Raw genomic sequence first — 21,273 nt, forward strand, 5'->3', positions numbered from 1 at the left:
CGGTGTATCCGAACCGTATGAGCGGTGGAGAGCCGGCGACAATAACCGCGGTCAGTAATGGGGGAGTACCCTGAAACCGTTCTAGGTGGCTTCGGCAACCGTTCTAGTACGGATCGGGGAGTTCGTGACGGAGGCGCCCTACCTGCGGATCGCGGCGGACCTGCGCCGCCGGATCACCGCGGGCGAGCTGCGGCCCGGTGACCGCGTCCCGTCGACCCGGGCGCTGGTGCGCGAGTGGGGGGTCGCGATGGCGACCGCGGCGAAAGCGTTGTCCGCGCTGGGCGAGCAGGGCTGGGTGCGCGCGGTGCCGGGCAGCGGCACGGTCGTCGCCGACCGGACGCCGGCGAAGCCGCCGCTGGGCCGCGACAGCCTGGTGCGCGCGGCCATCGCACTGGCCGACGCCGACGGCCTCGCCGCCCTGTCGATGCGGCGGCTCGCGGCCGAGCTGGGCGTCGGCCCGATGGCGCTGTACCGGCACGTCCCGGACAAGGACGAGCTGCTCCGGCTGATGGCCGACGTCGCGCTCGGCGAGGCGGACCTGCCGGAACCGGGCCCGGCGCAGTGGCGGCCCCGCCTCGAACTCGCCGCCCGCGCGCAGTGGCGGGCCTACCGGCGGCACCCGTGGCTGGCGCCGATCCTGCTCAACTCGCTGGTCCGCCCGCCGGTACTGCCGGCCGGCCTGCGGCTGGTGGACTGGTCGCTGCGCGCGCTGGCCGGCACGGGCCTGCGGCGGCGGGTGAAGCTGCAGGTGGTCATGACGCTCAACGGCTGGGTCGGCGGGCTGGCGGTGAGCAACGCGTTCGAGGTCCAGGCGGAGCAGGACACGGGCATCACCGGCGACCAGCGCCTGGCGGCCGACATGGCCCTGCTGGCGCGGCTGCTCGGCTCGGGCCGGTACCCGGTGCTGACCGAGGTGCTGACCGGCATCGAGGACGTCGGCCTGGACGAGGCGTTCGAGTTCGGGTTGCGCCGCCAGCTCGACGGCATCGCCGTGCTGCTGGGCGAACACTGAGTGTCGACGCTCGCCGGGGTCAGGCGAAGTGGAGATCGACGTCCTTCTCGATGCAGAGCTGCAGGACGACCAGCAGTCGGCGGGCGTCGTCCATGTGCCGTTGAAGAAGGGGGTCGGTGCTTCCGCCTTGAGACCGGCTGGTGATCTCCTGCAGGCGGGGCAGCATCGCGGCGCACTGGCCCGGGGAGAGGTCGGGGCCGTCGTCGTCGGGATGATCGAGGAGTGGTGCCAGGTCGGTGGAGACGTCGTTCCACGGGCGCTGTCCACCGAAGCCGTGCATCTCCTCCAGTGCGAACCCTTCGGCCTGAGCCAGCCACCGTCGGAACGCATCGAAGCCGGTGTAGGACCAAGCGATGTCCGGACTGCTGGTGTCGCCGTCTCCTGGGAACAGAACGAGCCCCACATGTCCTCCTCGGCCGTTCGGCGAGCTGATCATCGCACTGCGGCGCAAGGACATTAGACTGGCCCCGGTGCGGATCACCACGGAACGGCTCACGCTGCACGCGTGGTCCGAGGAGTTCTTCGACGACCTGTTCGCGCTGGCCCAGCTGCCGGAGACGGTCCGCTACGTGGGCACCGGCGAGCCGTGGAGCCGCGAGTACACGCTGGCCAAGCACCAGGCGACGCTCGCGCACTGGGCCGAGCACGGCTTCGGCTGGTTCGCGGTGTCGGCGGCGCCGGGTTCCTTCGACGGGGTCGTGTCCCTGGTCCGGCGCAGCGCGGCCGAGTCGGGGCTCGGGTGGCCGGCGGTGGAGATGGGCTGGTGGATCGCGCCCTCGGGCTGGGGCCGCGGCTACGCGACGGAAGCGACCGCCGCGGTCCGCGACCGGGTGTTCGCTTCCGGCTGGGCGGACCGGCTGCTCGCGGTGTACGAACCGGTGAACAAGCCGTCCGCGCGGGTGGTGGAGAAGCTCGGCTTCACGCCGCACAGCCGGTTCGTGCTGGACGGGCGGGTGGAGCAGCGGGCGGTCCTGGACCGCCCGCGCTGAACCCTCAGACGGGCACCGGCACGTTGCCGACCCACCGGTGCACCGCCTCCGCCAGCCCGGCATCACCCGAGTCCGGCGTCCCCAGCCAGGCGACGTGCCCGTCCGGCCGCAGCAGCACCGCGTCGATGTCCGAAGTGGACGGACTCGACGCCGCGACCACCGGCACCCCGGCCGACCACGCCTCGAACGACCCCGCCGACGTCAGGTCGAGCAACACCGGCCCTCCCGCATGCAACAGCGCCGCCAAGTGCGTCGGCCGATCCGAGACGGTCAGCGAGATGTCCGGTGCCAGCCGCCCCAGCCACGGGTGCCCGCCGGTCTCGTAACACGCGTCCAGTCCCGTGATGATCTCCGCCAGCGCCCGGTTCCCGGCCGGGTGCGCCGCCACCCGCCGCATCAGGTCCGCCCACGGTTCCTCGCTCGACTCCTCCAGCGCGACCTGGGCGCGGGTGTTCGCCAGGATTCGCTCGCCCGCCGCGTGCCGCTCGGCGTGGTAGGTGTCCAGGAGACCTTCCGGAGCCGTCCCGCGGACCGTGGCCGCCAGTTTCCAGCCCAGGTTGAAACTGTCGTCGAGAGCGACGTTCACCCCGATCGCCCCGGCCGGTGGGTGGATGTGGGCCGCGTCGCCCGCCAGTAGCACCCGGCCTTCGCGGTACTTCGACGCCAGCCGGGCCGCGTCGCCGAAGCGGCTCAGCCAGCGGGGTGCGCGCAGCTCGACGTGCCGGCCCAGCACCGCGTCCACCTGGGCCTGCAGCCGCTCCAGCGTCACCGGAGTGTCCTTGTCCGCCGGCGGGTCGTCCTCCCGCACCACGATCCGGACGTACCCGGGCCGCGGGATCACGAACAGGCTCCGCCCGTCCGGCCCCGCCGACGGCCCGTACGGCAGGTCGCATTCGACGTCGCCGAGCAGCGCGTACCAACGTGCGTCGACGCCCGGGAAGCCGATGCCCGCCTGCTTGCGGACCGTGCTGCGGCCGCCGTCGCAGCCCACCAGGAACCGCGACCGGATCGTCCGGCCGAACTGTCCATTGTGGACGACCGTGGTCACGTCGTCCGCGGACTGGGTGAACGAGCGCAGGTCGTGCCCGCGCAGGATTTCGGCGCCCAGTTCGAGCGCCCGTGCTTCCAGGATCTCCTCGACGCGCGTCTGCGGGATGCCCAGCGAGAACGGGTGGTCCGTGGCCGTGCCGTCGAGCAGTAGCGGGCCGGGCAGGCCGGTGACCGGCGCGTGCGGCACCCGGTGGCCCTCCGCCACCAGCCCCTCGGCCAGCCCGCGCCGGGCCAGCAGGTCCAGCGCCCGCGAGTTGAGGTTGAAGCCGCGGCAGTACGGCGGGCGCTGCGGCAGGCGTTCGACGACCGTGGTGCGGACGCCGGTCAGCGCGAGTTCCGCGGCGAGCAGCAGGCCGGCCGGGCCGGCACCGGCGATGAGGACATCGGGATCGGACACGGTTTCCTCTCAGAAGTTTTCGGGCCACGGCAGGGAGCCGGAGCGGATTTCGGCGGCGGTGTCGCGCGCCCAGTCGAGCTCGGCCTGCCAGGCGTGCCGGACGAACTCGACCTCGATCATGAACAGCCGCGGCGCGCCCTTGCCGACGGTTTCGGCCAGTGCCGTGTCCGCGCCGTCGATGCGTTCGGCGAGGTGGCGGGCGCGTTCCTCCAGGGCGTCGGCGGCGCGGTCCGGGCCGAGCGCGCCGAGGTAGCTCACCGCCGCGACGAACTTCGGGTACTCCGCGACCGGTTCGCGGACCAGTTCGTCGAGCCAGGCGACGAACTCCTGGCGGCCGAGTTCGGTGTGCGCGTAGACGGTCCGTTCCGGCCGGTTGCCCTCGCGGACCGTCTCGACGGGCTCGATCCAGCGGTGCTTCGCCAGGGCTTCCACGGTGTCGTAGAGGGAACCCGGGTTGATCTTGAACGTCGAGCCCTTGTGGCGCTCGCGCAGCGTGGCCGCCATTTCGTACGGGTGCATCGGGCGTTCCAGCAGCAGGCCGAGCACGGCCAGGGCGAGGGTGTTGCGGATCTTGCGCGGCACTAGTCGCTCCCTATTAGTCGGAACCGACTATACGGCGTCGGTCAAGCCCGGCTAGAAGCGCGTGTGCTCCAGCCAGTGCCCGAACAGGGCCGCGTCCCCGGACACGGTGAGCCGCGGGTCGTCCGCGGGGATACGCCCGGTCAGCGCGAGCAGCAGGTCGGCGGCGCGGCCTTCGACGACGACGTCGGCCTCGCCGGTTTCCCGGCTCGCCTCGGCTCCCGACGGCGTCCGCCGGACCAGCCACCCGGGTTCCGGCTCGGGGGCGCGGAAGAGCAGCGTCTCGCCGGTGCCCTGCAGCGGCGTCCGGTCCAGGGCCGGGTGCGGTCGCCGGGAGAACACGGCCACCAGGTCCAGGCCTTCGGAGATCCCGTCCGCCGCGAGCTCGGCGTCGACGTCGTACGGCGTGCCCGTCGCGAAGGCCGCGTCCGCGCGGTGGACGACGGTTTCGTGGGTCAGCCGCCGGGTCCAGAACCCGGCGCGCCGATCGGGCGTCCAGGTCGACGTCGGGGTCTCGGGTCCGACCTCGGCCACCGCGGCGACCAGCCGCTCCGCGCCGTCGCGGAGCCAGCCGCCGAGGGCCGCGAACGCGGGCGGGTCGTCGACCGTGACGGCGTCGAAGGGCACGTACCCGGTGGGCCGGCTCGCGATGATCACGGCCGCCTTGTGGTAGGCCAGCCCGACGTGCCAGGCCAGGTCGCGCAGTGTCCACTCGGGACAGGTCGGCACGCGCACCGCCGGGTCGGCGCCCGCGATCGCCGTCCCGAACCGGTCCGCCTCGGCGACCAGGGCAGCGGCCAGCCGGTCGTGGCTCAACGACTTCACCCCGCCACGGTAGGCCGGGCGGCGGCGGCCGTGGGGTCATGATCGGCTGCCCCGAAGACGACCTCCCCGGACCTGGACGGCCCGCCGCGCCGTGGCCATGATCTCCTAGGGCGATGGGGGACCTGAAACGCGCCCGCCTCGGCGTTTCCGTCGTGTTCGCGGTGTGCGGCGCCGCGTTCGCGACCTGGCTGGCCCGGGTGCCCGCGGTGCAGGAGCGGCTCGGGCTGAGCACCGGCGAGCTGGCGACGGGGCTGTTCGGCCTCGCCGCCGGATCGGTGCTGGCGCTGCTGGGCGCGGGCGCGCTGCTCACCCGGATCGGCAGCCGCGCGGCCGTGGTGCTCGGCGCGGTCGTGCTCTGCGCGGGGCTGCCGCTGGTCGCGCTCGCGTGGTCGGCGCCGGTGTTCTGCGCCGCGCTCGTCGTGCTCGGCGTGGGCAACAGCCTGCTCGACGTCGCGATGAACGCGCACGCGGCCCGCGTCGAGGAGGGCTACGGCCGCCCGATCTTCGCCGGCTTCCACGCGTTCTGGAACATCGGCGGGCTCGCGGGCTCGGGCGCCGACGCGCTGATGGAGGCCACGCACGTCCCGGTGTCCGTGCACTTCCCGGTGGCCGGCGCGGCGCTGCTCGCGCTGGCGTTGTGGGCGGCACGCACCCGGTTCCTCACCGGCGCCGACCGCGGCCAGGGCGAAGCGGCGTTCGCGTGGCCGAGCCGGGTACTGGTGCCGCTGGGCGTGCTCGCGTTCTGCGGGTTCGTCGCCGAAGGCGCGGTCAACAGCTGGAGCGCGGTGTACCTCGCCGACGTCACCGGCGCGACGCCCGCGCTCGCCTCGCTCGGCTACTTCGCCTTCTCCGGGACGATGATCGCGGTCCGCCTGGTCGCCGACCGCATCGTGGCGCGGACGGGCCCGGTCCGGTTCGTCCGCGTGGCGGCCACGACCGCGGTACTGGGCTTCGCGGTGGTCCTCGCCGTGCCGTGGCCGGTGGCGGGCGTGCTCGGCTTCGCGGTCGTCGGGCTCGGCGTGGCCGGGATCGTGCCAATCGCGTGGAGCGTGGCGAGCCGCAAACAGGCGGACGCACCGGGCCGGGCGGTCGCCGCCGTCGCGGCCTGCGGCTACCTCGGGTTCCTGGTCGAACCGGTGCTGGTCGGCGCGCTCGCAACCCGCGTCGGGCTGCACTGGGCGTTGTCGTCGGCGGTCGTGATCACCTTCGGGATCGTCTTCCTCGCACCCTCGCTGCGGGAACCCACGTCGGCGCGGGCCGGTTCGGCCTAGACTCGGTGCGGTGGGGGAGCAAGCCGTTCCGATCGACCTGGTGCTGCACCACGCGTACCGGGCGGCCGGTCCGATCACCCTCGCGCACCTGGCTTTCGGCCTGCTGACGGCGGGACCGAGCGTGGCCCTTCGCGTGCTCTCGGAGCTGGGAGCGGACCCGGCCGCGCTGGCGGAGCAGTTCCGGCCGCCCGTCCCGCCCGACACCGGACCCTTCACCCCCGAGTCCTTCATGCGCGCGTTGGAGGAACGGAACCGCACAGAGCTGACCCCGGAAGCGCAGGCCCTCGTCGACCGCGTCCGCGAGGAGCGGGACTGCGCCCCGTCGCTCCTGCTGGCTCTCGCCGAGGCCGGTGTGCTGCCGGTTTCGCCGGACGAGGTCCGGAGCGAGTTCGGGAAGTGGGGTGTGGAACCCGAGCCGGTGTTCCCTCCCGGCATCGGGAAGCTGAACGCCCTGATCGGCCATTACCGGAAGCTGAAGGAGGCAGCCGTCGACGCGGAACGCTACGAGCAGGCGAGCGCCCACCGGGCCCGCGAGAAGGCGGCGATGCGCCGTCGCGCCGAACTCCTGACGGAGTGGGCGGGCGAAGCCGAGCTCGTGGCCATGGTGGAAGAGATCGAGTCCCTCCGCGCCACGGTCCGCCGGCTCCGCGGGTGAGGCTCAGTGCGCGCCCTGGACGTCGGCGCGGCACGCCTCCAGGAACCGGTCCCCGGCGTCGCTGATCCCGGTCAGGAGCTCGTCGAGGCTCTCCCGGCGCACTTCCGAGGCCCCGGCGTCCAGCTCGGCGAAGACGGCGTTCGCCCCGTTGCGGGCCGCCTTCCACAGCTCCTTCCCGCGCTGCCGCGGCTCTTCGGTGCCGAACAACGCCACCTGGTTGTGCGCCTTGCGCAGCTCCGTGCGCCGCTCGCGCCAGCGTGCCTCGATCGCCTTGCGGTCCTCGGGCAGCTTGATGAACTCCGCGCGGACCAGCTGGAACGCCTCTTCGCTCGCCGTCGACAGGCCCGCGTACGCCTTGACGCGCTCGTCGCGCAGCCAGTTGGCGTGGTCCGCCGCCCGCTTCTGCGCTTCGGCCCGCTGGGTCGCCTTCAGCTTGCGGCCCTCGACGAACGTGTTGGTCAGCAACGTGAGCACGACCCCGCCGAGCGTGGCGCCCACGGTGATCAGCTGCGTGGTGGTCCCCGAGTCCATGGCCGGAGTATCCCGGATCCCGTGCCAGACTCCGGTCATGATCTCCGGCCACCCCGGTACCTGGACGCTCGGCGACCGCACAGTCCACCGCATCGGCTTCGGCGCGATGCGGTTGCCGCAGCACGGCCAGGCGTTCGCTCCCGACGCCGTTCCGCGCGATCGCGACCAGGCGATCGCCGTCCTGCGCCGGGCCGTCGAGCTGGGTGTCGACCACATCGACACGGCCGCGTTCTATTTTTCCCGGCTGCGGTCGGCCAACGAGCTGATCAACCGCGCGCTGGCGCCCTACCCGGACGACCTCGTCATCGCGACGAAGGTGGGGCCGTCCCGCGACCCTTCCGGCGCCTGGCAACCGCTCGCCGCCCCGGAGCAGCTGCGCGGGCAGGTCGAGGAGAACCTGCGCCAGCTCGGCCGCGACCACCTCGACGTGGTCAACCTGCGCGTGTCCGGGCTCGACTCGATCGCCGAGCACTTCGGCGTGCTGGCCGGGCTGCGTGAAGCCGGGCTGATCCGGCACCTCGGCATCTCCAACGCGCGTCCCGCGCACCTCGCCCAGGCGCAGGCGATCGCGCCGGTGGTGTGCGTGCAGAACGCCTACGGCCTCGGCTACCGCCCGGAACAGGACGCCTTCCTCGACACCTGCGGCGAGCAGGGCGTCGCGTTCGTGCCGTTCTTCGCGATCGCCGGCGCCGGGCGAGAGGCCGGCGCGGGCGACGACGAGCACGAGGAAGTGCTCGCCATCGCCCGCGCGCACGAGGCGAGCCCGGTCCGGGTGCGGCTCGCCTGGGCGTTGCAGCGCGGACCGCACGTGCTCGTCATCCCCGGCACCGGATCGGTCGGCCACCTCGAGGACAACGTCGCGGCGGGCGCCCTCCGGCTCACCCCGGACGAGCTGGCCCGCCTCGACGCCGTGCACTCACTCGGACGGTGAGCCGAACCAGCGGGTGAGGTGGTCGTCCAGGTCCCGCTGGTCGTCGCCGATCCAGGCGACGTGGCCGTCGGGCCGCAGCAGGAGGCCCGGGACGTCCACCGCGGCCGCGGGCGCCGCAAGCCGGTCGACCCGGTCCGCCCGGCGCCCGGCGGTCAGCCGTCCCGTGCGGTCCAGCAGCAGGCCGCGGCCGCCCCGCAGCCGGTCGTAGAGGCGGCCGCCCGGGACGTCGATGTCGCGCAGCCGGCGGCCCAGCAGGTCCGGGCCTTCGCCGAAGTCGTAGCGGATTCCGGTGGCGGCGATCTTCTCGATCAGGTGGCGGTTCACCTCGTTGATGTCCATCAGCTCGGTGAGCAGCCGGCGCACGGCCTCCGGGCCCGGTCCCGCCGACGACAGCTCCGTCTGCGCCCGGGTGTTGTCCAGCACGTCCGCGGCGACCGGACGGCGTTCGGCTTCGTAGGTGTCCAGCAGGGTTTCCGGTGCCCAGCCGCGGATCTGCGCAGCGAGTTTCCAGCCCAGGTTGACGGCGTCCTGGACACCGAGGTTGAGGCCCTGCCCGCCGGTGGGCGGGTGGATGTGGGCCGCGTCGCCGGCCAGCAGCACCCGGCCGGTGCGGTACCGCTCGGCCAGCCGGGTGGCGTCCCCGAACCGGGACAGCCAGCGCGGCGAGTGCACGCCGAAATCGGTGCCGGCGACGGCCCGCAGCTGCTGCCTGAATTCGTCCAAAGTGGGCGGTTGCGCGCGATCGGCGACGCCGGCGGCGGGGACGACGACGCTGTAGACCCCTTCGCCGACGGGCCTGATCCAGAACCGCCGGTGGGGTACGCCGGCCCCGGCGAGTTCCGACGGCGGCACCCCCACCTCCATCTCGCCCATCAGCGTGTCGTTCCGCGAGGGCTCGCCGGGGAAGCCGACGCCGAGCCGCTTGCGCACCGTGCTGCGCGCGCCGTCACAGCCGACGAGGTAGCTCGCCCGCACCTGTCCGCCGCCGGTCAGCCCGACGGTCACGCCGTCGGCGTCCTGCTCGAACCCGGTGACCGCGCACCCGTGCCGGACCTGCGCACCCAGCCCGGCGGCGTGCTCCTCGAGGAGCCGGACGAGCACCGGCTGCGAGATGCCCAGCAGGAAGGCGTGCGCGGAATCCAGGCCATCGGGCACGGGCTTGACGATGCCGGCGAAGAACCCGGCGGCCGGCCGTTTCCGCCCGTGGGGCAGGAGGCGGTCCAGCAGCCCGCGCATGGCCATCAGCTCGAGGCTGCGCATGTGCAGGGCGACGATGCGGACGAACGGCGCCGGTCCGGTTTCGGGTTCCAGAACGAGGACGCGCACGTCGTGCAGCCGCAGCTCGGCGGCCAGCACGGCGCCGGTCGGCCCGCAGCCGGCGATGACGACGTCGAAGGACGGAGTGTCCATGGTGGTGCCTTTCGGGAGTGCCTGGTGGTTCGCGGCGCTCCCGGCGACACCTACGTCAATCGCCGGCCGTGACGGAAACGGGGAGCACCCACGTCGATACAGCGTTCATGGGTCTCACCTCCTCGGGCCGGTCACGGACGGCTGCACGCTACAAGGCCGCGTGGCACCGCGTCCAGCCGGTTTTCAGGCCGTCGGGCGGCCCGCGCCCGCGTAGTCGTCGCCGTCCCGGCGGTACGAATGGACCTGGACCGCCTGGCCGGTCTGCGGGGCGTCGATCATCTGCTGGTTGCCGATGTAGAGCCCGACGTGGTGGATCTTCGTCGCCGGTTCGCCGTAGAAGATCAGGTCGCCCAGCTGCGGGTCGGTCACGTGCGGAACGCTGCGGAACTGCGTGTCCGCCGTGCGCATCAGCCTGATGCCCGCGCTGCCGTACGCCGCCGTCGTCAGGCCCGAGCAGTCGAAGCCCGGGTCGTTGCCGCCGGTGCCGTTGCCGCCCCAGATGTAGGGGAGGCCGATCTTGTCGATCGCGAAGTTGACCGCGCTCAGCACCGCCGGGTTCGGCGGCGCCGAGCCCTGGCCGACCGTGCCGTAGACGTTGACCGTGGCCAGCGTGCGGTGCAGGAACAGCGGCGCCGGCTGCAGCGTGCCGACCGCGTTCCACCACGCCTGGCCCTGCGAGAGGTCGTGGCCGTCGGCGCACAGCGCGCGGCCGGTGGTCAGGGCCGCGTCGTCGATGTTCTGCACGTCGGGCTTCCCGCCCGCGTAGCTCGCCTGGTACTTGCCCCAGAGGGCCGGGGACAGCTGCATCGGCCCGGCGGCGTTCGCCGTCGAGACGACCTTGTTGTAGAAGTCGCGCACCTCGATCGTGCCGAGCGGCTTGTCCAGGACGCCGGTCGTGCCGAGCTGCCTGCCCTGGGCCCGGCCGTGGTCGGTGGTCACCTTTCCGACCGCGGCCAGCGTCACCCACGACAGGTGGCACCCGGGGACGTCCTTGCCGAGTTTCGTCGTCGCCTTCGCGTAGCCGACCATCGCCCGCAGCGGGATGTCGAGCCACTGGCTGGTCTTGGACGCCCAGGCGTCGAACTCGCTGGCCTCGGGCACCTTCGGCGGCGCGGACGTCTGGGGCGGGGTGGTCGTCGGCGGTTTGGGGGTCACTGACGGCGCCGGTGTGCCCGTCGCGGCGGTGTTCGTGGTCTCCTGCTGCTTCGGCGCGAGCAGGATGCCGGCCACCAGCGCGGCCGCGACGACGACCACCGCCGCGACCACGACCACGGGCTTCCGGCGGCGAGGCTCGGGCGTGTCGTCCGGGACGACGTCGGGCTCGTCGCTCACCGGGCCGCTCCGGTGAGCCGGTCGAGGACGAAGCCGCGCAGGCCGTCGAGGTCGGTGTCCAGCGCGACCTCGATCGGGCGGCCGGGGGAGAACTGGGGATCGTCCTCGCCGAGCCGCCGCCGGTCGACCAGGGTCTGGCCGCGGGCCGGGCCGAGGCCGCAGTCGACGTCGACGCGGTAGGTCTCGGTGTGCAGGATGCCCGGCGAGATCGCCTCGGCGACCGCGACGGCGTCGTGCATGACCATCCGGTCTTCGCCGAACACGCGCGTGTAGTGCTGCCGGTACGTCGACGTCAGTCCTTCGAGGGTGGCCCCGACGGGCCCCGACGCCGCGAGCTTCGCCAGCCATTCGCCGTCGACGGCGCAGCGGTGCGTCAGGTCCAGCGGCACCAGCACGACCGGGACGTCCTCCTCGACGAGCACCCGCCGGGCCGCCTCGGGGTCGCTCCAGATGTTGAATTCGGCGGCGGTCGTGCTGTTGCCGAACGTCACCCCGCCGCCCATGATCACCAGCCGCGCGATCTTCGCCGCCGCGCCCGGGTGCGCCGCGAGCAGCGCGGCGATGTTCGTCAGCGGCCCGATCGGGGCGATGGTCACCGGCTCACCGGCGGTTTCGAGCAGATCGAGCATCAGCCCGACGGCGTCCCGCTCCTCCAGCGGACGGCTCGCCTCGGGCAGCGTGTAGGAGTGGCCCGACAGGCCGTCGCCGCCGTGGACCTCTTTCGCGTCACGCGGCTTGGAGTAGACCAGCGGCCGCGCCGCCCCGGCGGCCACGGGAACGTCGTCGCGGCCGAACAGTGCCAGCAGCCGGCGGGCATTCGACGTCGTGCGGTCGAGGGGGACGTTGCCGAAAACCGACGTCACCCCGAGCAGGTCGACGTCCGGGGACAGCGCCGCCAGCGCGATCGCCAGCGCGTCGTCGACGCCCGGGTCGGTGTCGATGATCAGCTTCGTGCCCATCCAGCTCCCCTTGCCTGCGAACCCGTCCCGCACACAGGTTACGGTCACTCGCATGACGTCGATGTGGGGTGCGCCCGCGCTGTCGCGGGTGCGGGCCTGGCGCCGCGCCCGGCAGGACCCGCGGCAGGCCAAGTTCCTGACCGCCGACTCGCTGCGCTGGGTGCTGCGCAACCGCGCGTACACGCCCTGGTACCTGGTCCGGTACTACCGGCTGCTCAAGTTCCGGCTCGCCAACCCGCACATCATCCTGCGGGGGATGCTGTTCCTCGGGAAGGACGTCGAGATCCACTGCCGGCCGGGCTACGGGCGGCTGGAGATCGGCCGCTGGGTCCACATCGGCGACGGCAACGCCATCCGCTGCCACGAGGGCTCGCTGCGGATCGGCGACAAGTCCGTGTTCGGCCGCCAGAACGTGATCAACTGCTACCTCGACATCGAGCTCGGCGCGGCCACGCTGGTCGCCGACTGGGTGTACATCTGTGACTTCGATCACGTCATCGCGGACATCCACGTGCCGATCAAGGACCAGGGCATCGTGAAGTCGCCGGTCCGGATCGGCCCGGACACCTGGCTCGGCACCAAGGTCAGCGTGCTGAAGGGCACGCGCATCGGCCGCGGCAGCGTGCTGGGCGCGCACGCGGTCGTCCGTGGTGACATCCCGGACTACTCGATCGCGGTCGGCGCGCCGGCCCGTGTCGTCCGTAACCGCGAAGACGACTACGCGGCCGACGCCGCGCGTCGCGAGGCCGTCGCGGACATGGCCCGCAAGGCGAACAAGGCGCTGCAGAAGACCCTCAACGAGCAGTAGGACTACTCAGGCGGCGTGGTCGTCTTCCGCGACATAGTGATCGCATGGGGGAGTCCCGCAGGGGTGCCGTGTCCGCCGCCCTCGCGCTGGCCGCGGTGGGGTGGCTGGTCGTCGTCCCGTTCCTGGTGCTGCAGGGCGCGCTCGCGAACATGCCGGTGTTCGGCACGAGCTCGCACGCGGGCGACGGCTACCTGGTCTGGGCGGCCTGGCTCGGCGCCGGGCTGCCCCTGGCCGGCGTGGTCGTCGCGGCGACCACACGGCGGCGGGGCTGGACGTGGTTCTTCGGGATCGCCCTGACGCTGGCGGCCGCCGTCGCGGCACTGCAGGTGGCGGACGACCTCCGCCACCGCCCGCCGCCCCCGCCGGGGCCGCGCCACTGCGTCGAGCACAGCGGCGGCGGCAACGAATGCCCGGGCGGCTGATCCGTCCTCAGATGCGGGCCCGCAGCTGGTCGCGGACCTCCATCAGCGCGAAACCGAGCAGGTTCAGCCCGCGCCAGTAGTCGGGCTTGGTCGCGTTCTTCTCTTCGCGGGCGATGCCGGTGCCCCAGACGAGGTCCTTCTTGGACGCCTCGACGAGCACCTTGTCCTCGGTCCCGAGCAGGAACCGGCGCAGGTCGCGGTGGGCGCGGAACTTCGCCAGGTTGCCGTCGACGACGATGTCGAACCGGTGCCGCTCCCAGGTCTCGGCGTCGAACCCGGCGACCTCGCGGCCGAGCACCTTCGCCGCCTTCGGGTCGGGCGTGGCCCGGATCAGCTCGGCCTTCTCGTGGTCGCCGAACAGGTCGGCCTTGCCGGCCATCATGTAGTGCTCGGCGGTCGGGTAGACGACGCCGTCGGCCTCGAACGGGTCGACCCACCACTGGCTCAGGCAGCTCGCCGTCACCCGCCCGGACTTCGCGGGCGTGTGCCCGTAGAACAGCAGGTATTCGGGCTCCGCACCCTCGTGGACCTTTTCGCGCAACGCCTCGACACTGCGGACACCGTCGACCTTCACCATCCGACTAGTGGACCACGCGCTCAAAGCAGGAAGTGGAACAGGGGGCTGCCCGGCTCGATCCGCTCCACCTGCAGCGGGCTCGCGTCCATCCGGGCCAGCAGGCCGGGCAGGTCCGACGACCGGGCGATCTCGATGCCGACCAGCGCCGGCCCCAGCTCGCGGTTGGTGCGCTTGACGTACTCGAAGCGGGTGATGTCGTCTTCGGGGCCGAGGACCTGCTCGAGGAACCGCCGCAGCGCGCCCGGCTCCTGCGGGAACCCGACGAGGAAGTAGTGCTTCAGCCCTTCGTGCATCAGCGAACGTTCGAGGATCTCGCTGTAGCGGCTGACGTCGTTGTTGCCGCCGGAGACCAGGACCACCACCGTCTGCCCGGGTGTCACGTGGACGACCGTGCCGAGCGCCGCCGCGGCGAGCGCGCCCGCGGGTTCGGCGATGATGCCGTCGGACTGGTACATCGCCAGCATCTCGGTGCACACCGCGCCCTCGGCGACCGCGGTCAGCTCGGCGCCGCTCTCGCGGATCAGCGGGTAGGTGACCGCGCCGGCTTCGCGGACGGCGGCGCCGTCGACGAACGAGTCGAGCGCCGGCAGCCGCACCGGCCGGCCGGCCTCCAGGGCCGCCGCCATGCAGGCCGCGCCCGCGGGCTCGACGCCGACGATCCGGACGTCCGGGTGCCGCTCGCGCAGCCAGCTGCCGACGCCGGCGAGCAGCCCGCCGCCGCCGACCGGCACGACCACGACGTCGGGCACGAACCCGAGCTGCTCGACCACCTCCCGCGCGACCGTGCCCTGGCCGGCGACGGTGCGGACGTCGTCGAAGGCGGGGACGAGGGTCGCGCCCGTGCGCTGGGCGTCCTCGTTGGCCGCGGCGAAGGCGTCTTCGTAGGTTTCGCCGACCACGACGACCTCGATGTGCGCGCCGCCGAGGGTCGCAATGCGCTCGCGCTTCTGCCGCGGCGTGGTGCCCGGGACGTACACGCGCCCGTTGGCGCCGAGCCGCCGGCACGCGTACGCGACGCCCTGGGCGTGGTTGCCCGCGCTGGCGCAGACGACGCCGAGGGCGCGGGTGGGCTCGTCGAGCTGGACGATGAAGTTGTAGGCGCCGCGGATCTTGTACGACCGGACCGTCTGCAGGTCTTCGCGCTTCACCCAGACCTGCGCGTCGACCCGGGCCGACAGCCGGGCGCTCGGCTCCAGCGGCGTCCGGGTCACCACCCCGGCCAGCCGCCCGGCGGCCTGTTCGATCGTGGCCGCGGTCACCGTGTCGATGTCGTGCACCCCGATGAATCTACGACTCGCGCGTCCCGGGCAACCTCCCGGGCCTCCGGGCGCATCAGAGGGGTGTCGAACAGGAATGGGGGCGCCGATGGACGCCGGATTCACGGAGTACGTGACCGCGCGGGCGGGGTGGCTGCGCAAGGTCGCGTACCTGCTCTGCGGCGACTGGCACCGGGCCGACGACCTGGTCCAGTCCGCGATCACCCGGCTCTGCGCGAACTGGCCGCGGGCCGCCAAGGCCGACAACGTCGACGGCTACGTGCGGCGCACGCTGGTCAACACGTTCCTGGCCGAGCAGCGGACGTCGTGGTGGCGCCGGGTGGACCTGGGAGGCGCCGACGACGTACCCGTGCCCCGCACGGACGTGGAACTGGCCCTGGACCTGCGGGCGGCGCTGGACCGGCTGCCCGCCCGCCAGCGCGCGACCGTCGTCCTGCGGTACTTCTGCGACCTCCCGGTCGCGGACACCGCGCGGGCGCTGGGTTGTTCCGAAGGCACCGTCAAGAGCCAGACCGCGAGGGCTGTGGACGCGCTGCGCGAGCTGCTGGGCGAACCGATCCGGGAGGGACGAGCATGACCGACCACGAGCTGAGCACGATGCTGAAGGACCTGGCCGACACGCCCGCTCCGCCGCCGTCGATCGACGTCGAGCGCGCCCGGCGGCTCGGGGGACGCCGTCGCCGCCTGCGGACGGCCGCCCTGGTCGTCGGCTGTGCCGCGGTGGTGACGGCGGGCGGGCTGACGGCGGTGTCGGCGTTCCGGCCACCGACGCCCCCGATCGCTCCGCCGGCCGTCTTGCCCAAGCCCGCGCCCGTCACACCCGCGCCCACCGACGACCCGCTGGTGGCGAAGGCGAGCTTCGGCTGGCTGCCGGAGCCGATCAAGGGCGTCGAGTACGGCGCCGGCGGCCACGGTGACTACGCACTGGCCATCGGCCGCGGCGACCTCGCCCCGATGATCTGGCTCGCGGTGTACGACCGGGAACCCGCGCTGGACCGCAGGCACGACATGGGCGGCCGGGCGGTGCGCGTCCCGGTCCGGGTCGGCGACCGCGACGGCTACTGGATCACCACCGATCCCGCGGATCCGCTCAACCGGGGCAACAGTTACCTGCGCTGGCCGGCCGCGGACGGCCGCTGGGCCGAGCTGAACGCGTACTACCTCGCCCTTCCCGACCTGCAGCAGGTTTTGCTGCACGTCGCTGCGGAGGTGACGTTCGCGAACCGCGCGGTGCCCCTGCCGCTGCACATCTCCGGTCTGCCGGAGACGTTCCGCGTCGCCGACATCGGGCTGTGGCGCCGTCCGGACACCGACGGCGTCCCGTGGCGGGCGGTGCTCCAGTACTCGTCGAACGGCGCACTGGCGACGATCACCGTTTCCCCGCCGGGTGGCCGCGCGGATGGCCTGGGCAAGCCCGTGTGCACGACGGAGAACGGGCTGCGGGCGTGCGTCGCGATCGACAAGCCGCAGGCCGCGGGCATCACTTCGAAGGAGCTGCTGAACCGGATCACGCTGCTCGGCCCGGACGAGGCGAAGTGGACGCCGCGCGTGATCGGCTGATCACCCCTTCGGCACCGCCGGGTACGGGACGAAGGTGCTGGTGTTCTCGTCCACGGTGAGCTGCTTGCCGATCGTCGGGAACGCGCGCTGCGAGCACGCCGGGCGTTCGCAGACTTTGCAGCCCATCCCGATCGGCGTCGCCGCGGCCGGCTCGTCCAGGTCCAGGCCCGTCGAATAGATCAGGCGCCCGGCGTGGCGCAGTTCGCAACCCAGACCCACGGTGAACGTCTTGCCCGGGCTGCCGTAGCCGCCGATGTTGCGCGACACCGTGCGCGCGATCCAGAAGTAGCTCTTCCCGTCGGGCAGGGTGGCGATCTGAGTGAGGATCTTGCCCGGCTGGGTGAACGCCTCGTAGATGTTCCACAGCGGACACGCCCCGCCGACGCGGGAGAAGTGGAACCCGGCCGCGGACTGCCGCTTGGACATGTTCCCGGCCCGGTCGACCCGCACGAACGAGAACGGCACCCCGCGCTGCTTCGGCCGCTGCAGGGTCGACAGCCGGTGGCAGACCGTCTCGAAGCCGACGCCGTAGTGGTCGCACAGCCGCTCGATGTCGTAGCGGAACCGTTCGGCGGCGGCCAGGAACGGTCCATAGGGGAGGATCAGCGCCCCGGCGAAGTAGTTCGCCAGGCCGACCCGGGCCAAAGACCGGGCGGCCGGGCCGGAGAACGCCCACGAGTCGGCCAGCTCGGTGATCAGGTCGTCGTATTCGAGCAGGGCGATCTGCGAAGCCATCCGGAACGCCTGCTGCCCGACCCGCAGGCTCGGCGCCAGCCGCAGCACCCGCGTCACCGGCTCGTACCGGTGCTGCTGCCCGGCGGCTTCGTCGATGCCCTCGCTGGTCACCTCGACGCCGTAGCGCTGGGACAGGCGTTCCTTCAGCGCGCCGAGCACCTGCCCGCGCTGCAGCGGGATGTCGGCAGCCATCTTCTCGGCGCGTTCGTCGAGTTCCGCGACGTAGTTCTCGCGCTCGTAGAAGAAGTCGCGGACCTCCTCGTGCGGCAGCGGCGCGGCGGCGCTGCCGTGCAGGCCCAGCCCGTTTTCCATGGTCAGCGCGGCGGTGTTCTCGACGGCGTTGCGGTAGCTGCGGTGCAGCTTTACCAGCGCCTGCGCGATCGCCGGCAGGTTCGTCGCCAGCTCGTTGAGCTCGCTCGTGGTCACGTCGATGCCCAGGGCCTCGTCGAGCAGGGCTTCCTTGACGTCGGCGACCAGGCGCGAGGTGTCGTTGTTGGCGAAGAACTCGGTGTCGACGCCGAACGCCTGCGTGATCCGCAGCAGCACCGGCACGGTCAGCGGGCGCGAGTTGTGCTCGATCTGGTTGAGGTAGCTGGGTGAGATCTCCAGCACACGAGCGAGGTCGGCCTGGCTCATCGAGCGGCTTTCGCGGAGGTGCCGCAACCGCGCGCCGGCGAAAGTCTTCTCCATTCGAGCCCTCCTTCCCGGAAGGTTTCCGGCCCTGAACGGTTACGTGAACGGTCAAGAACGCGGATTTTCGATCACTTGCGAACCGGGCGATTCGCAACCTTTGCAAAGAGCGTACGTACCCTTCGCACAAATTGGCAAATTGGACAACTGGACCTCGTTTTCGCTGGCGTGTCAGGGTCAGAGCAAGCAAGGCGAGCAATCGCAAACTTCGCAACACCGGGAGAGTCCGATGACGGAACAGGCCAAGCAGGCGGCCGCGGAGCTGGCGGCGCAGTGGGCGAACGACCCGCGCTGGGCGGGCGTGCAGCGCTCCTACTCGGCTGAGGACGTCGTCAAGCTGCGCGGCAGCGTGGTCGAGGAGCACACCCTGGCCCGCCGCGGCGCGGAGAAGCTGTGGGACCTGCTGCACACCGAGGACTACATCCACGCGCTGGGCGCGCTCACCGGCAACCAGGCCGTCCAGCAGGTCCGCGCGGGCCTGCAGGCGATCTACCTGTCCGGCTGGCAGGTCGCGGCCGACGCCAACCTGGCGAGCCAGACCTACCCCGACCAGAGCCTGTACCCGGCCAACTCGGTGCCGGCCGTGGTGCGCCGCATCAACAACGCGCTGGGCCGCGCCGACCAGATCAGCTGGGCCGAGGGCAACACCGACATCGACTGGTACGCCCCGATCGTCGCCGACGCCGAGGCCGGCTTCGGTGGCCCGCTCAACGCGTTCGAGCTGATGAAGGGCATGATCGCCGCCGGTGCCGCGGGTGTGCACTGGGAGGACCAGCTCGCGTCCGAGAAGAAGTGCGGTCACCTCGGCGGCAAGGTGCTGATCCCGACCAAGCAGCACGAGCGCACGCTGAACGCCGCCCGCCTCGCCGCGGACGTGCTGAACGTGCCGTCGCTGATCGTCGCCCGCACCGACGCCCAGGCCGCGACGCTGCTGACCAGCGACGTCGACGAGCGCGACCAGCAGTTCCTCACCGGCGGCCGCACCGCCGAGGGCTTCTACGAGGTCCGCAACGGCATCGAGCCGTGCATCGAGCGCGGCCTGGCCTACGCCCAGTACGCCGACCTGCTCTGGATGGAGACCTCGGAGCCGGACCTCGAGGTGGCGCGCAAGTACGCCGAGGCGATCAAGGCGAAGTTCCCGGACCAGATGCTGGCCTACAACTGCTCGCCGTCGTTCAACTGGAAGAAGCACCTGGACGACGCGACGATCGCGAAGTTCCAGCGCGAGCTCGGCCACATGGGCTACAAGTTCCAGTTCATCACGCTGGCCGGCTTCCACGCGCTGAACTACTCGATGTTCGACCTGGCGCACGGCTACGCCCGCGAGGGCATGACCGCCTACGTCGACCTGCAGGAGCGCGAGTTCGCTTCGGAGAGCCGCGGCTACACCGCCACCAAGCACCAGCGCGAGGTCGGCACCGGCTACTTCGACCAGGTCGCCACCGCGCTGAACCCGGAGAGCTCGACCACCGCGCTCAAGGGCTCCACCGAAGAAGCCCAGTTCCACTGATCCCGGCCGCGGCCTGACGACGGCAACCCCCACCGTCGTCAGGCCGCGTCCTTCCCCTTCTTCCCCGCACAGCTCGTGGAGGCACCCCATGGTTGATCGGCTGAACTACCGCATCGAGGTCACCGGGCCGGTCGAGGGCCGGTTCGCCGAGATCCTGACCCCGGCGGCACTCGACTTCCTGGCCAAGCTGGACAACACGTTCGCCGGTCGCCGGCGCGAGCTGCTCGACGCCCGCCGCGTGCGGCGCGAGGAACTGCAGTCCGGGGAGAAGCCGCTCGGCTTCCTGCCCGAGACGCGCCGGATCCGCGACGACGAGTCGTGGCACGTCGCCCCGGCCGCGCCGGGCCTGGAGGACCGCCGCGTCGAGATCACCGGCCCGACCGACCGCAAGATGACGGTCAACGCGCTGAACTCCGGCGCCAAGGTCTGGCTGGCGGACTTCGAGGACGCGACGTCGCCGACGTGGCACAACGTCATCGACGGTCAGCTCAACCTCTACGACGCCATCCGCCGCAACATCGACTTCACGACTGAAGCCGGCAAGCGCTACACGATCGGCGACGACCCGGCGACGATCGTCGCGCGCCCTCGCGGCTGGCACCTGGTGGAGAAGCACATCCGCATCGACGGCCGGCCGGTGTCGGCGAGCCTGGTCGACTTCGGCCTGTACTTCTTCCACAACGCCCGCCAGCTGCTCGCCCGCGGCGTCGGCCCGTACTTCTACCTGCCGAAGCTGGAGAACCACCTCGAAGCGCGCCTCTGGAACGACGTTTTCCTGCTTGCCCAGCGCGAGCTGGGCATCCCGCGCGGCACGATCCGCGCGACCGTGCTGATCGAGACGATCACCGCCGCGTTCGAGATGGACGAGATCCTCTACGAGCTGCGCGAGCACGCCGCCGGCCTGAACGCGGGCCGCTGGGACTACATCTTCAGCATGATCAAGAACTTCGCCGCGCACGGCGCCGACTTCGTGCTGCCGGACCGCGCGCAGGTCACCATGACGGTGCCGTTCATGCGGGCCTACACCGAGCTGCTCGTGCGCACCTGTCACCGACGCCGCGCGCACGCCATCGGCGGCATGGCGGCGTTCATCCCGAGTCGCGATCCCGAGATCAACGCGACGGCGATCGAGAAGGTCCGAGCGGACAAGGAACGCGAGGCCGGCGACGGATTCGACGGTTCGTGGGTCGCACACCCCGGCCTGGTCCCGGTGTGCCGCGAGGTCTTCGACGGCGTGCTCGGCGGCTGGCCGAACCAGCTCGGCAAGCTGCGCGAGGACGTCCACGTCACCGCCGAGGACCTGCTCGACGTGGCCAGCGCCGGCGGCGAAGTCACCGAGGCGGGCGTGCGCGCGAACATCAACGTGGCGCTGCGGTACGTCGACGCGTGGCTGCGCGGCACCGGCGCGGCGGCGATCCACAACCTGATGGAGGACGCGGCCACCGCGGAGATCGCGCGCTGCCAGGTCTGGCAGTGGATCCGCAACGGCACGAAGCTCGAGGACGGCACGGCGCTGACCCGTGAGCTGGCGGTCGAATTCCTGGACGACGAACTCGCGTCGGTGCGCGCGGACCTGGGCGAGGGCAACCGCCTCGACGACGCCCGCGAGATCTTCACCGAGACCGCGCTGGGGGAGAAGCTCCCGAGCTTCCTCACCACGGGTGCCTACGCGCGGTACCTCACGGACGCCCGGTAGCAGGGCCCCGGTCTCCCTTACCTGACGAAGGGAGGCCGGATTCCACACTGTTGGGAT

General features: G+C 72.1%; 22 protein-coding genes. 11 read left to right on the forward strand and 11 right to left on the reverse strand.

Annotation, left to right across the window (positions count from 1 at the left end):
* The first annotated feature begins 124 nt into the window (after positions 1-124).
* Complete coding sequence (locus AB0J55_RS35205; RefSeq protein WP_364258650.1) at positions 125-1,012, forward strand: TetR/AcrR family transcriptional regulator C-terminal domain-containing protein; 888 nt, start codon at positions 125-127, stop codon at positions 1,010-1,012.
* Positions 1,013-1,031: 19 nt separating this feature from the next.
* On the opposite strand, the gene AB0J55_RS35210 is transcribed toward AB0J55_RS35205, so the two are convergent.
* Positions 1,032-1,415, reverse strand: a complete 384-nt coding sequence (locus tag AB0J55_RS35210) for a hypothetical protein (RefSeq protein WP_364258653.1) — start codon at positions 1,413-1,415, stop codon at positions 1,032-1,034.
* Between the two features lie 67 nt (positions 1,416-1,482).
* Between AB0J55_RS35210 and AB0J55_RS35215 the strand changes: the two genes are divergently transcribed.
* Complete coding sequence (locus AB0J55_RS35215) at positions 1,483-2,001, forward strand: GNAT family N-acetyltransferase (RefSeq protein ID WP_364258656.1); 519 nt, start codon at positions 1,483-1,485, stop codon at positions 1,999-2,001.
* A 4-nt stretch (positions 2,002-2,005) separates the two neighbouring features.
* Here AB0J55_RS35215 and AB0J55_RS35220 read toward each other — a convergent pair whose 3' ends face one another.
* The 3 genes from AB0J55_RS35220 to AB0J55_RS35230 are packed head-to-tail and all read right to left on the reverse strand — an operon-like array spanning position 2,006 to position 4,852.
* Entirely contained in the window at positions 2,006-3,448 is a 1,443-nt protein-coding gene (locus tag AB0J55_RS35220) for an FAD-dependent monooxygenase (protein ID WP_364258659.1), read from the reverse strand.
* A 9-nt stretch (positions 3,449-3,457) separates the two neighbouring features.
* Positions 3,458-4,030, reverse strand: coding sequence for a PadR family transcriptional regulator (locus AB0J55_RS35225; RefSeq protein ID WP_364258662.1), 573 nt, complete (start codon positions 4,028-4,030; stop codon positions 3,458-3,460).
* Positions 4,031-4,081: 51 nt separating this feature from the next.
* Positions 4,082-4,852 (reverse strand): maleylpyruvate isomerase family mycothiol-dependent enzyme, encoded by a 771-nt coding sequence (locus tag AB0J55_RS35230; protein ID WP_364258665.1) that lies wholly within the window; start codon positions 4,850-4,852, stop codon positions 4,082-4,084.
* Between the two features lie 113 nt (positions 4,853-4,965).
* On the opposite strand from AB0J55_RS35230, the gene AB0J55_RS35235 reads away from it, so the two are divergent.
* Together AB0J55_RS35235 and AB0J55_RS35240 are read left to right on the forward strand one after the other, a co-directional pair.
* Complete coding sequence (locus AB0J55_RS35235) at positions 4,966-6,123, forward strand: MFS transporter (RefSeq protein WP_364258668.1); 1,158 nt, start codon at positions 4,966-4,968, stop codon at positions 6,121-6,123.
* Positions 6,124-6,133: 10 nt separating this feature from the next.
* Complete coding sequence (locus AB0J55_RS35240) at positions 6,134-6,778, forward strand: hypothetical protein (RefSeq protein ID WP_364258671.1); 645 nt, start codon at positions 6,134-6,136, stop codon at positions 6,776-6,778.
* Between the two features lie 3 nt (positions 6,779-6,781).
* Here the strand turns inward: AB0J55_RS35240 and AB0J55_RS35245 are convergent, their stop codons facing one another.
* Positions 6,782-7,309 (reverse strand): hypothetical protein, encoded by a 528-nt coding sequence (locus AB0J55_RS35245; protein WP_364258674.1) that lies wholly within the window; start codon positions 7,307-7,309, stop codon positions 6,782-6,784.
* Positions 7,310-7,346: 37 nt separating this feature from the next.
* On the opposite strand from AB0J55_RS35245, the gene AB0J55_RS35250 reads away from it, so the two are divergent.
* A complete protein-coding gene (locus AB0J55_RS35250) occupies positions 7,347-8,240 on the forward strand; it encodes an oxidoreductase (RefSeq protein ID WP_364258677.1) in 894 nt (297 codons plus the stop codon).
* Here AB0J55_RS35250 and AB0J55_RS35255 read toward each other — a convergent pair.
* From AB0J55_RS35255 to AB0J55_RS35265, 3 genes are all read right to left on the reverse strand, one after another.
* Positions 8,226-9,650 carry an FAD-dependent monooxygenase gene (locus AB0J55_RS35255; RefSeq protein ID WP_364258680.1) on the reverse strand — a complete coding sequence of 475 codons (1,425 nt, stop codon included), beginning with the start codon at positions 9,648-9,650 and terminating at the stop codon, positions 8,226-8,228. The two genes, AB0J55_RS35250 and AB0J55_RS35255, sit on opposite strands and share 15 nt — an antisense overlap.
* 183 nt (positions 9,651-9,833) lie before the next feature.
* Positions 9,834-10,922 (reverse strand): C40 family peptidase, encoded by a 1,089-nt coding sequence (locus AB0J55_RS35260; RefSeq protein ID WP_364258960.1) that lies wholly within the window; start codon positions 10,920-10,922, stop codon positions 9,834-9,836.
* A gap of 56 nt (positions 10,923-10,978) precedes the next feature.
* A complete protein-coding gene (locus AB0J55_RS35265; protein WP_364258683.1) occupies positions 10,979-11,941 on the reverse strand; it encodes a nucleoside hydrolase in 963 nt (320 codons plus the stop codon).
* A 52-nt stretch (positions 11,942-11,993) separates the two neighbouring features.
* Here AB0J55_RS35265 and AB0J55_RS35270 point away from each other — a divergent pair, with 52 nt between their 5' ends.
* Together AB0J55_RS35270 and AB0J55_RS35275 are read left to right on the forward strand one after the other, a co-directional pair.
* The gene (locus AB0J55_RS35270) at positions 11,994-12,749 is read left to right on the forward strand and encodes an acyltransferase (protein ID WP_364258686.1); all 756 of its coding nucleotides are present in this window, start codon (positions 11,994-11,996) and stop codon (positions 12,747-12,749) included.
* A gap of 44 nt (positions 12,750-12,793) precedes the next feature.
* The gene (locus AB0J55_RS35275) at positions 12,794-13,171 is read left to right on the forward strand and encodes a hypothetical protein (RefSeq protein WP_364258689.1); all 378 of its coding nucleotides are present in this window, start codon (positions 12,794-12,796) and stop codon (positions 13,169-13,171) included.
* Positions 13,172-13,178: 7 nt separating this feature from the next.
* On the opposite strand, the gene AB0J55_RS35280 is transcribed toward AB0J55_RS35275, so the two are convergent.
* Positions 13,179-13,748, reverse strand: coding sequence for an NADAR family protein (locus tag AB0J55_RS35280; RefSeq protein ID WP_364258692.1), 570 nt, complete (start codon positions 13,746-13,748; stop codon positions 13,179-13,181).
* Positions 13,749-13,768: 20 nt separating this feature from the next.
* Positions 13,769-15,025 (reverse strand): threonine ammonia-lyase IlvA, encoded by a 1,257-nt coding sequence (gene ilvA / locus AB0J55_RS35285; RefSeq protein WP_364258695.1) that lies wholly within the window; start codon positions 15,023-15,025, stop codon positions 13,769-13,771.
* 88 nt (positions 15,026-15,113) lie between these two features.
* Here ilvA and AB0J55_RS35290 point away from each other — a divergent pair, with 88 nt between their 5' ends.
* Together AB0J55_RS35290 and AB0J55_RS35295 are read left to right on the forward strand one after the other, a co-directional pair.
* Positions 15,114-15,602, forward strand: a complete 489-nt coding sequence (locus tag AB0J55_RS35290; protein ID WP_364258698.1) for a SigE family RNA polymerase sigma factor — start codon at positions 15,114-15,116, stop codon at positions 15,600-15,602.
* The gene (locus AB0J55_RS35295; protein WP_364258701.1) at positions 15,599-16,585 is read left to right on the forward strand and encodes a hypothetical protein; all 987 of its coding nucleotides are present in this window, start codon (positions 15,599-15,601) and stop codon (positions 16,583-16,585) included. The genes AB0J55_RS35290 and AB0J55_RS35295 overlap by 4 nt, the downstream gene beginning before the upstream one ends.
* Here AB0J55_RS35295 and AB0J55_RS35300 read toward each other — a convergent pair whose 3' ends face one another.
* Positions 16,586-18,010 carry a short-chain fatty acyl-CoA regulator family protein gene (locus AB0J55_RS35300; RefSeq protein WP_364258704.1) on the reverse strand — a complete coding sequence of 475 codons (1,425 nt, stop codon included), beginning with the start codon at positions 18,008-18,010 and terminating at the stop codon, positions 16,586-16,588. It abuts the gene before it with no gap.
* 229 nt (positions 18,011-18,239) lie between these two features.
* Here AB0J55_RS35300 and aceA point away from each other — a divergent pair, with 229 nt between their 5' ends.
* On the forward strand, positions 18,240-19,520 hold the full coding sequence (gene aceA / locus AB0J55_RS35305; RefSeq protein ID WP_310974720.1) for an isocitrate lyase: 1,281 nt from the start codon (positions 18,240-18,242) through the stop codon (positions 19,518-19,520).
* A gap of 88 nt (positions 19,521-19,608) precedes the next feature.
* Positions 19,609-21,216, forward strand: a complete 1,608-nt coding sequence (aceB, locus tag AB0J55_RS35310) for a malate synthase A (RefSeq protein ID WP_364258708.1) — start codon at positions 19,609-19,611, stop codon at positions 21,214-21,216.
* The last annotated feature ends 57 nt before the right edge of the window (positions 21,217-21,273 follow it).

It is taken from the genome of Amycolatopsis sp. NPDC049688, assembly GCF_040674975.1.
Lineage (GTDB): Bacteria > Actinomycetota > Actinomycetes > Mycobacteriales > Pseudonocardiaceae > Amycolatopsis.

Coding starts and splice junctions, on each gene's coding strand:
- AB0J55_RS35280 (WP_364258692.1), bottom strand. CDS start 13,748: ATGGTGAAGGTCGACGGTGTCCGCAGTGTCGAGGCGTTGCGCGAAAAG.
- aceB (WP_364258708.1), top strand. CDS start 19,609: ATGGTTGATCGGCTGAACTACCGCATCGAGGTCACCGGGCCGGTCGAG.
- AB0J55_RS35290 (WP_364258698.1), top strand. CDS start 15,114: ATGGACGCCGGATTCACGGAGTACGTGACCGCGCGGGCGGGGTGGCTG.
- AB0J55_RS35245 (WP_364258674.1), bottom strand. CDS start 7,309: ATGGACTCGGGGACCACCACGCAGCTGATCACCGTGGGCGCCACGCTC.
- AB0J55_RS35250 (WP_364258677.1), top strand. CDS start 7,347: ATGATCTCCGGCCACCCCGGTACCTGGACGCTCGGCGACCGCACAGTC.
- AB0J55_RS35300 (WP_364258704.1), bottom strand. CDS start 18,010: ATGGAGAAGACTTTCGCCGGCGCGCGGTTGCGGCACCTCCGCGAAAGC.
- AB0J55_RS35235 (WP_364258668.1), top strand. CDS start 4,966: ATGGGGGACCTGAAACGCGCCCGCCTCGGCGTTTCCGTCGTGTTCGCG.
- aceA (WP_310974720.1), top strand. CDS start 18,240: ATGACGGAACAGGCCAAGCAGGCGGCCGCGGAGCTGGCGGCGCAGTGG.
- AB0J55_RS35265 (WP_364258683.1), bottom strand. CDS start 11,941: ATGGGCACGAAGCTGATCATCGACACCGACCCGGGCGTCGACGACGCG.
- AB0J55_RS35270 (WP_364258686.1), top strand. CDS start 11,994: ATGACGTCGATGTGGGGTGCGCCCGCGCTGTCGCGGGTGCGGGCCTGG.
- AB0J55_RS35255 (WP_364258680.1), bottom strand. CDS start 9,650: ATGGACACTCCGTCCTTCGACGTCGTCATCGCCGGCTGCGGGCCGACC.
- AB0J55_RS35295 (WP_364258701.1), top strand. CDS start 15,599: ATGACCGACCACGAGCTGAGCACGATGCTGAAGGACCTGGCCGACACG.
- AB0J55_RS35275 (WP_364258689.1), top strand. CDS start 12,794: ATGGGGGAGTCCCGCAGGGGTGCCGTGTCCGCCGCCCTCGCGCTGGCC.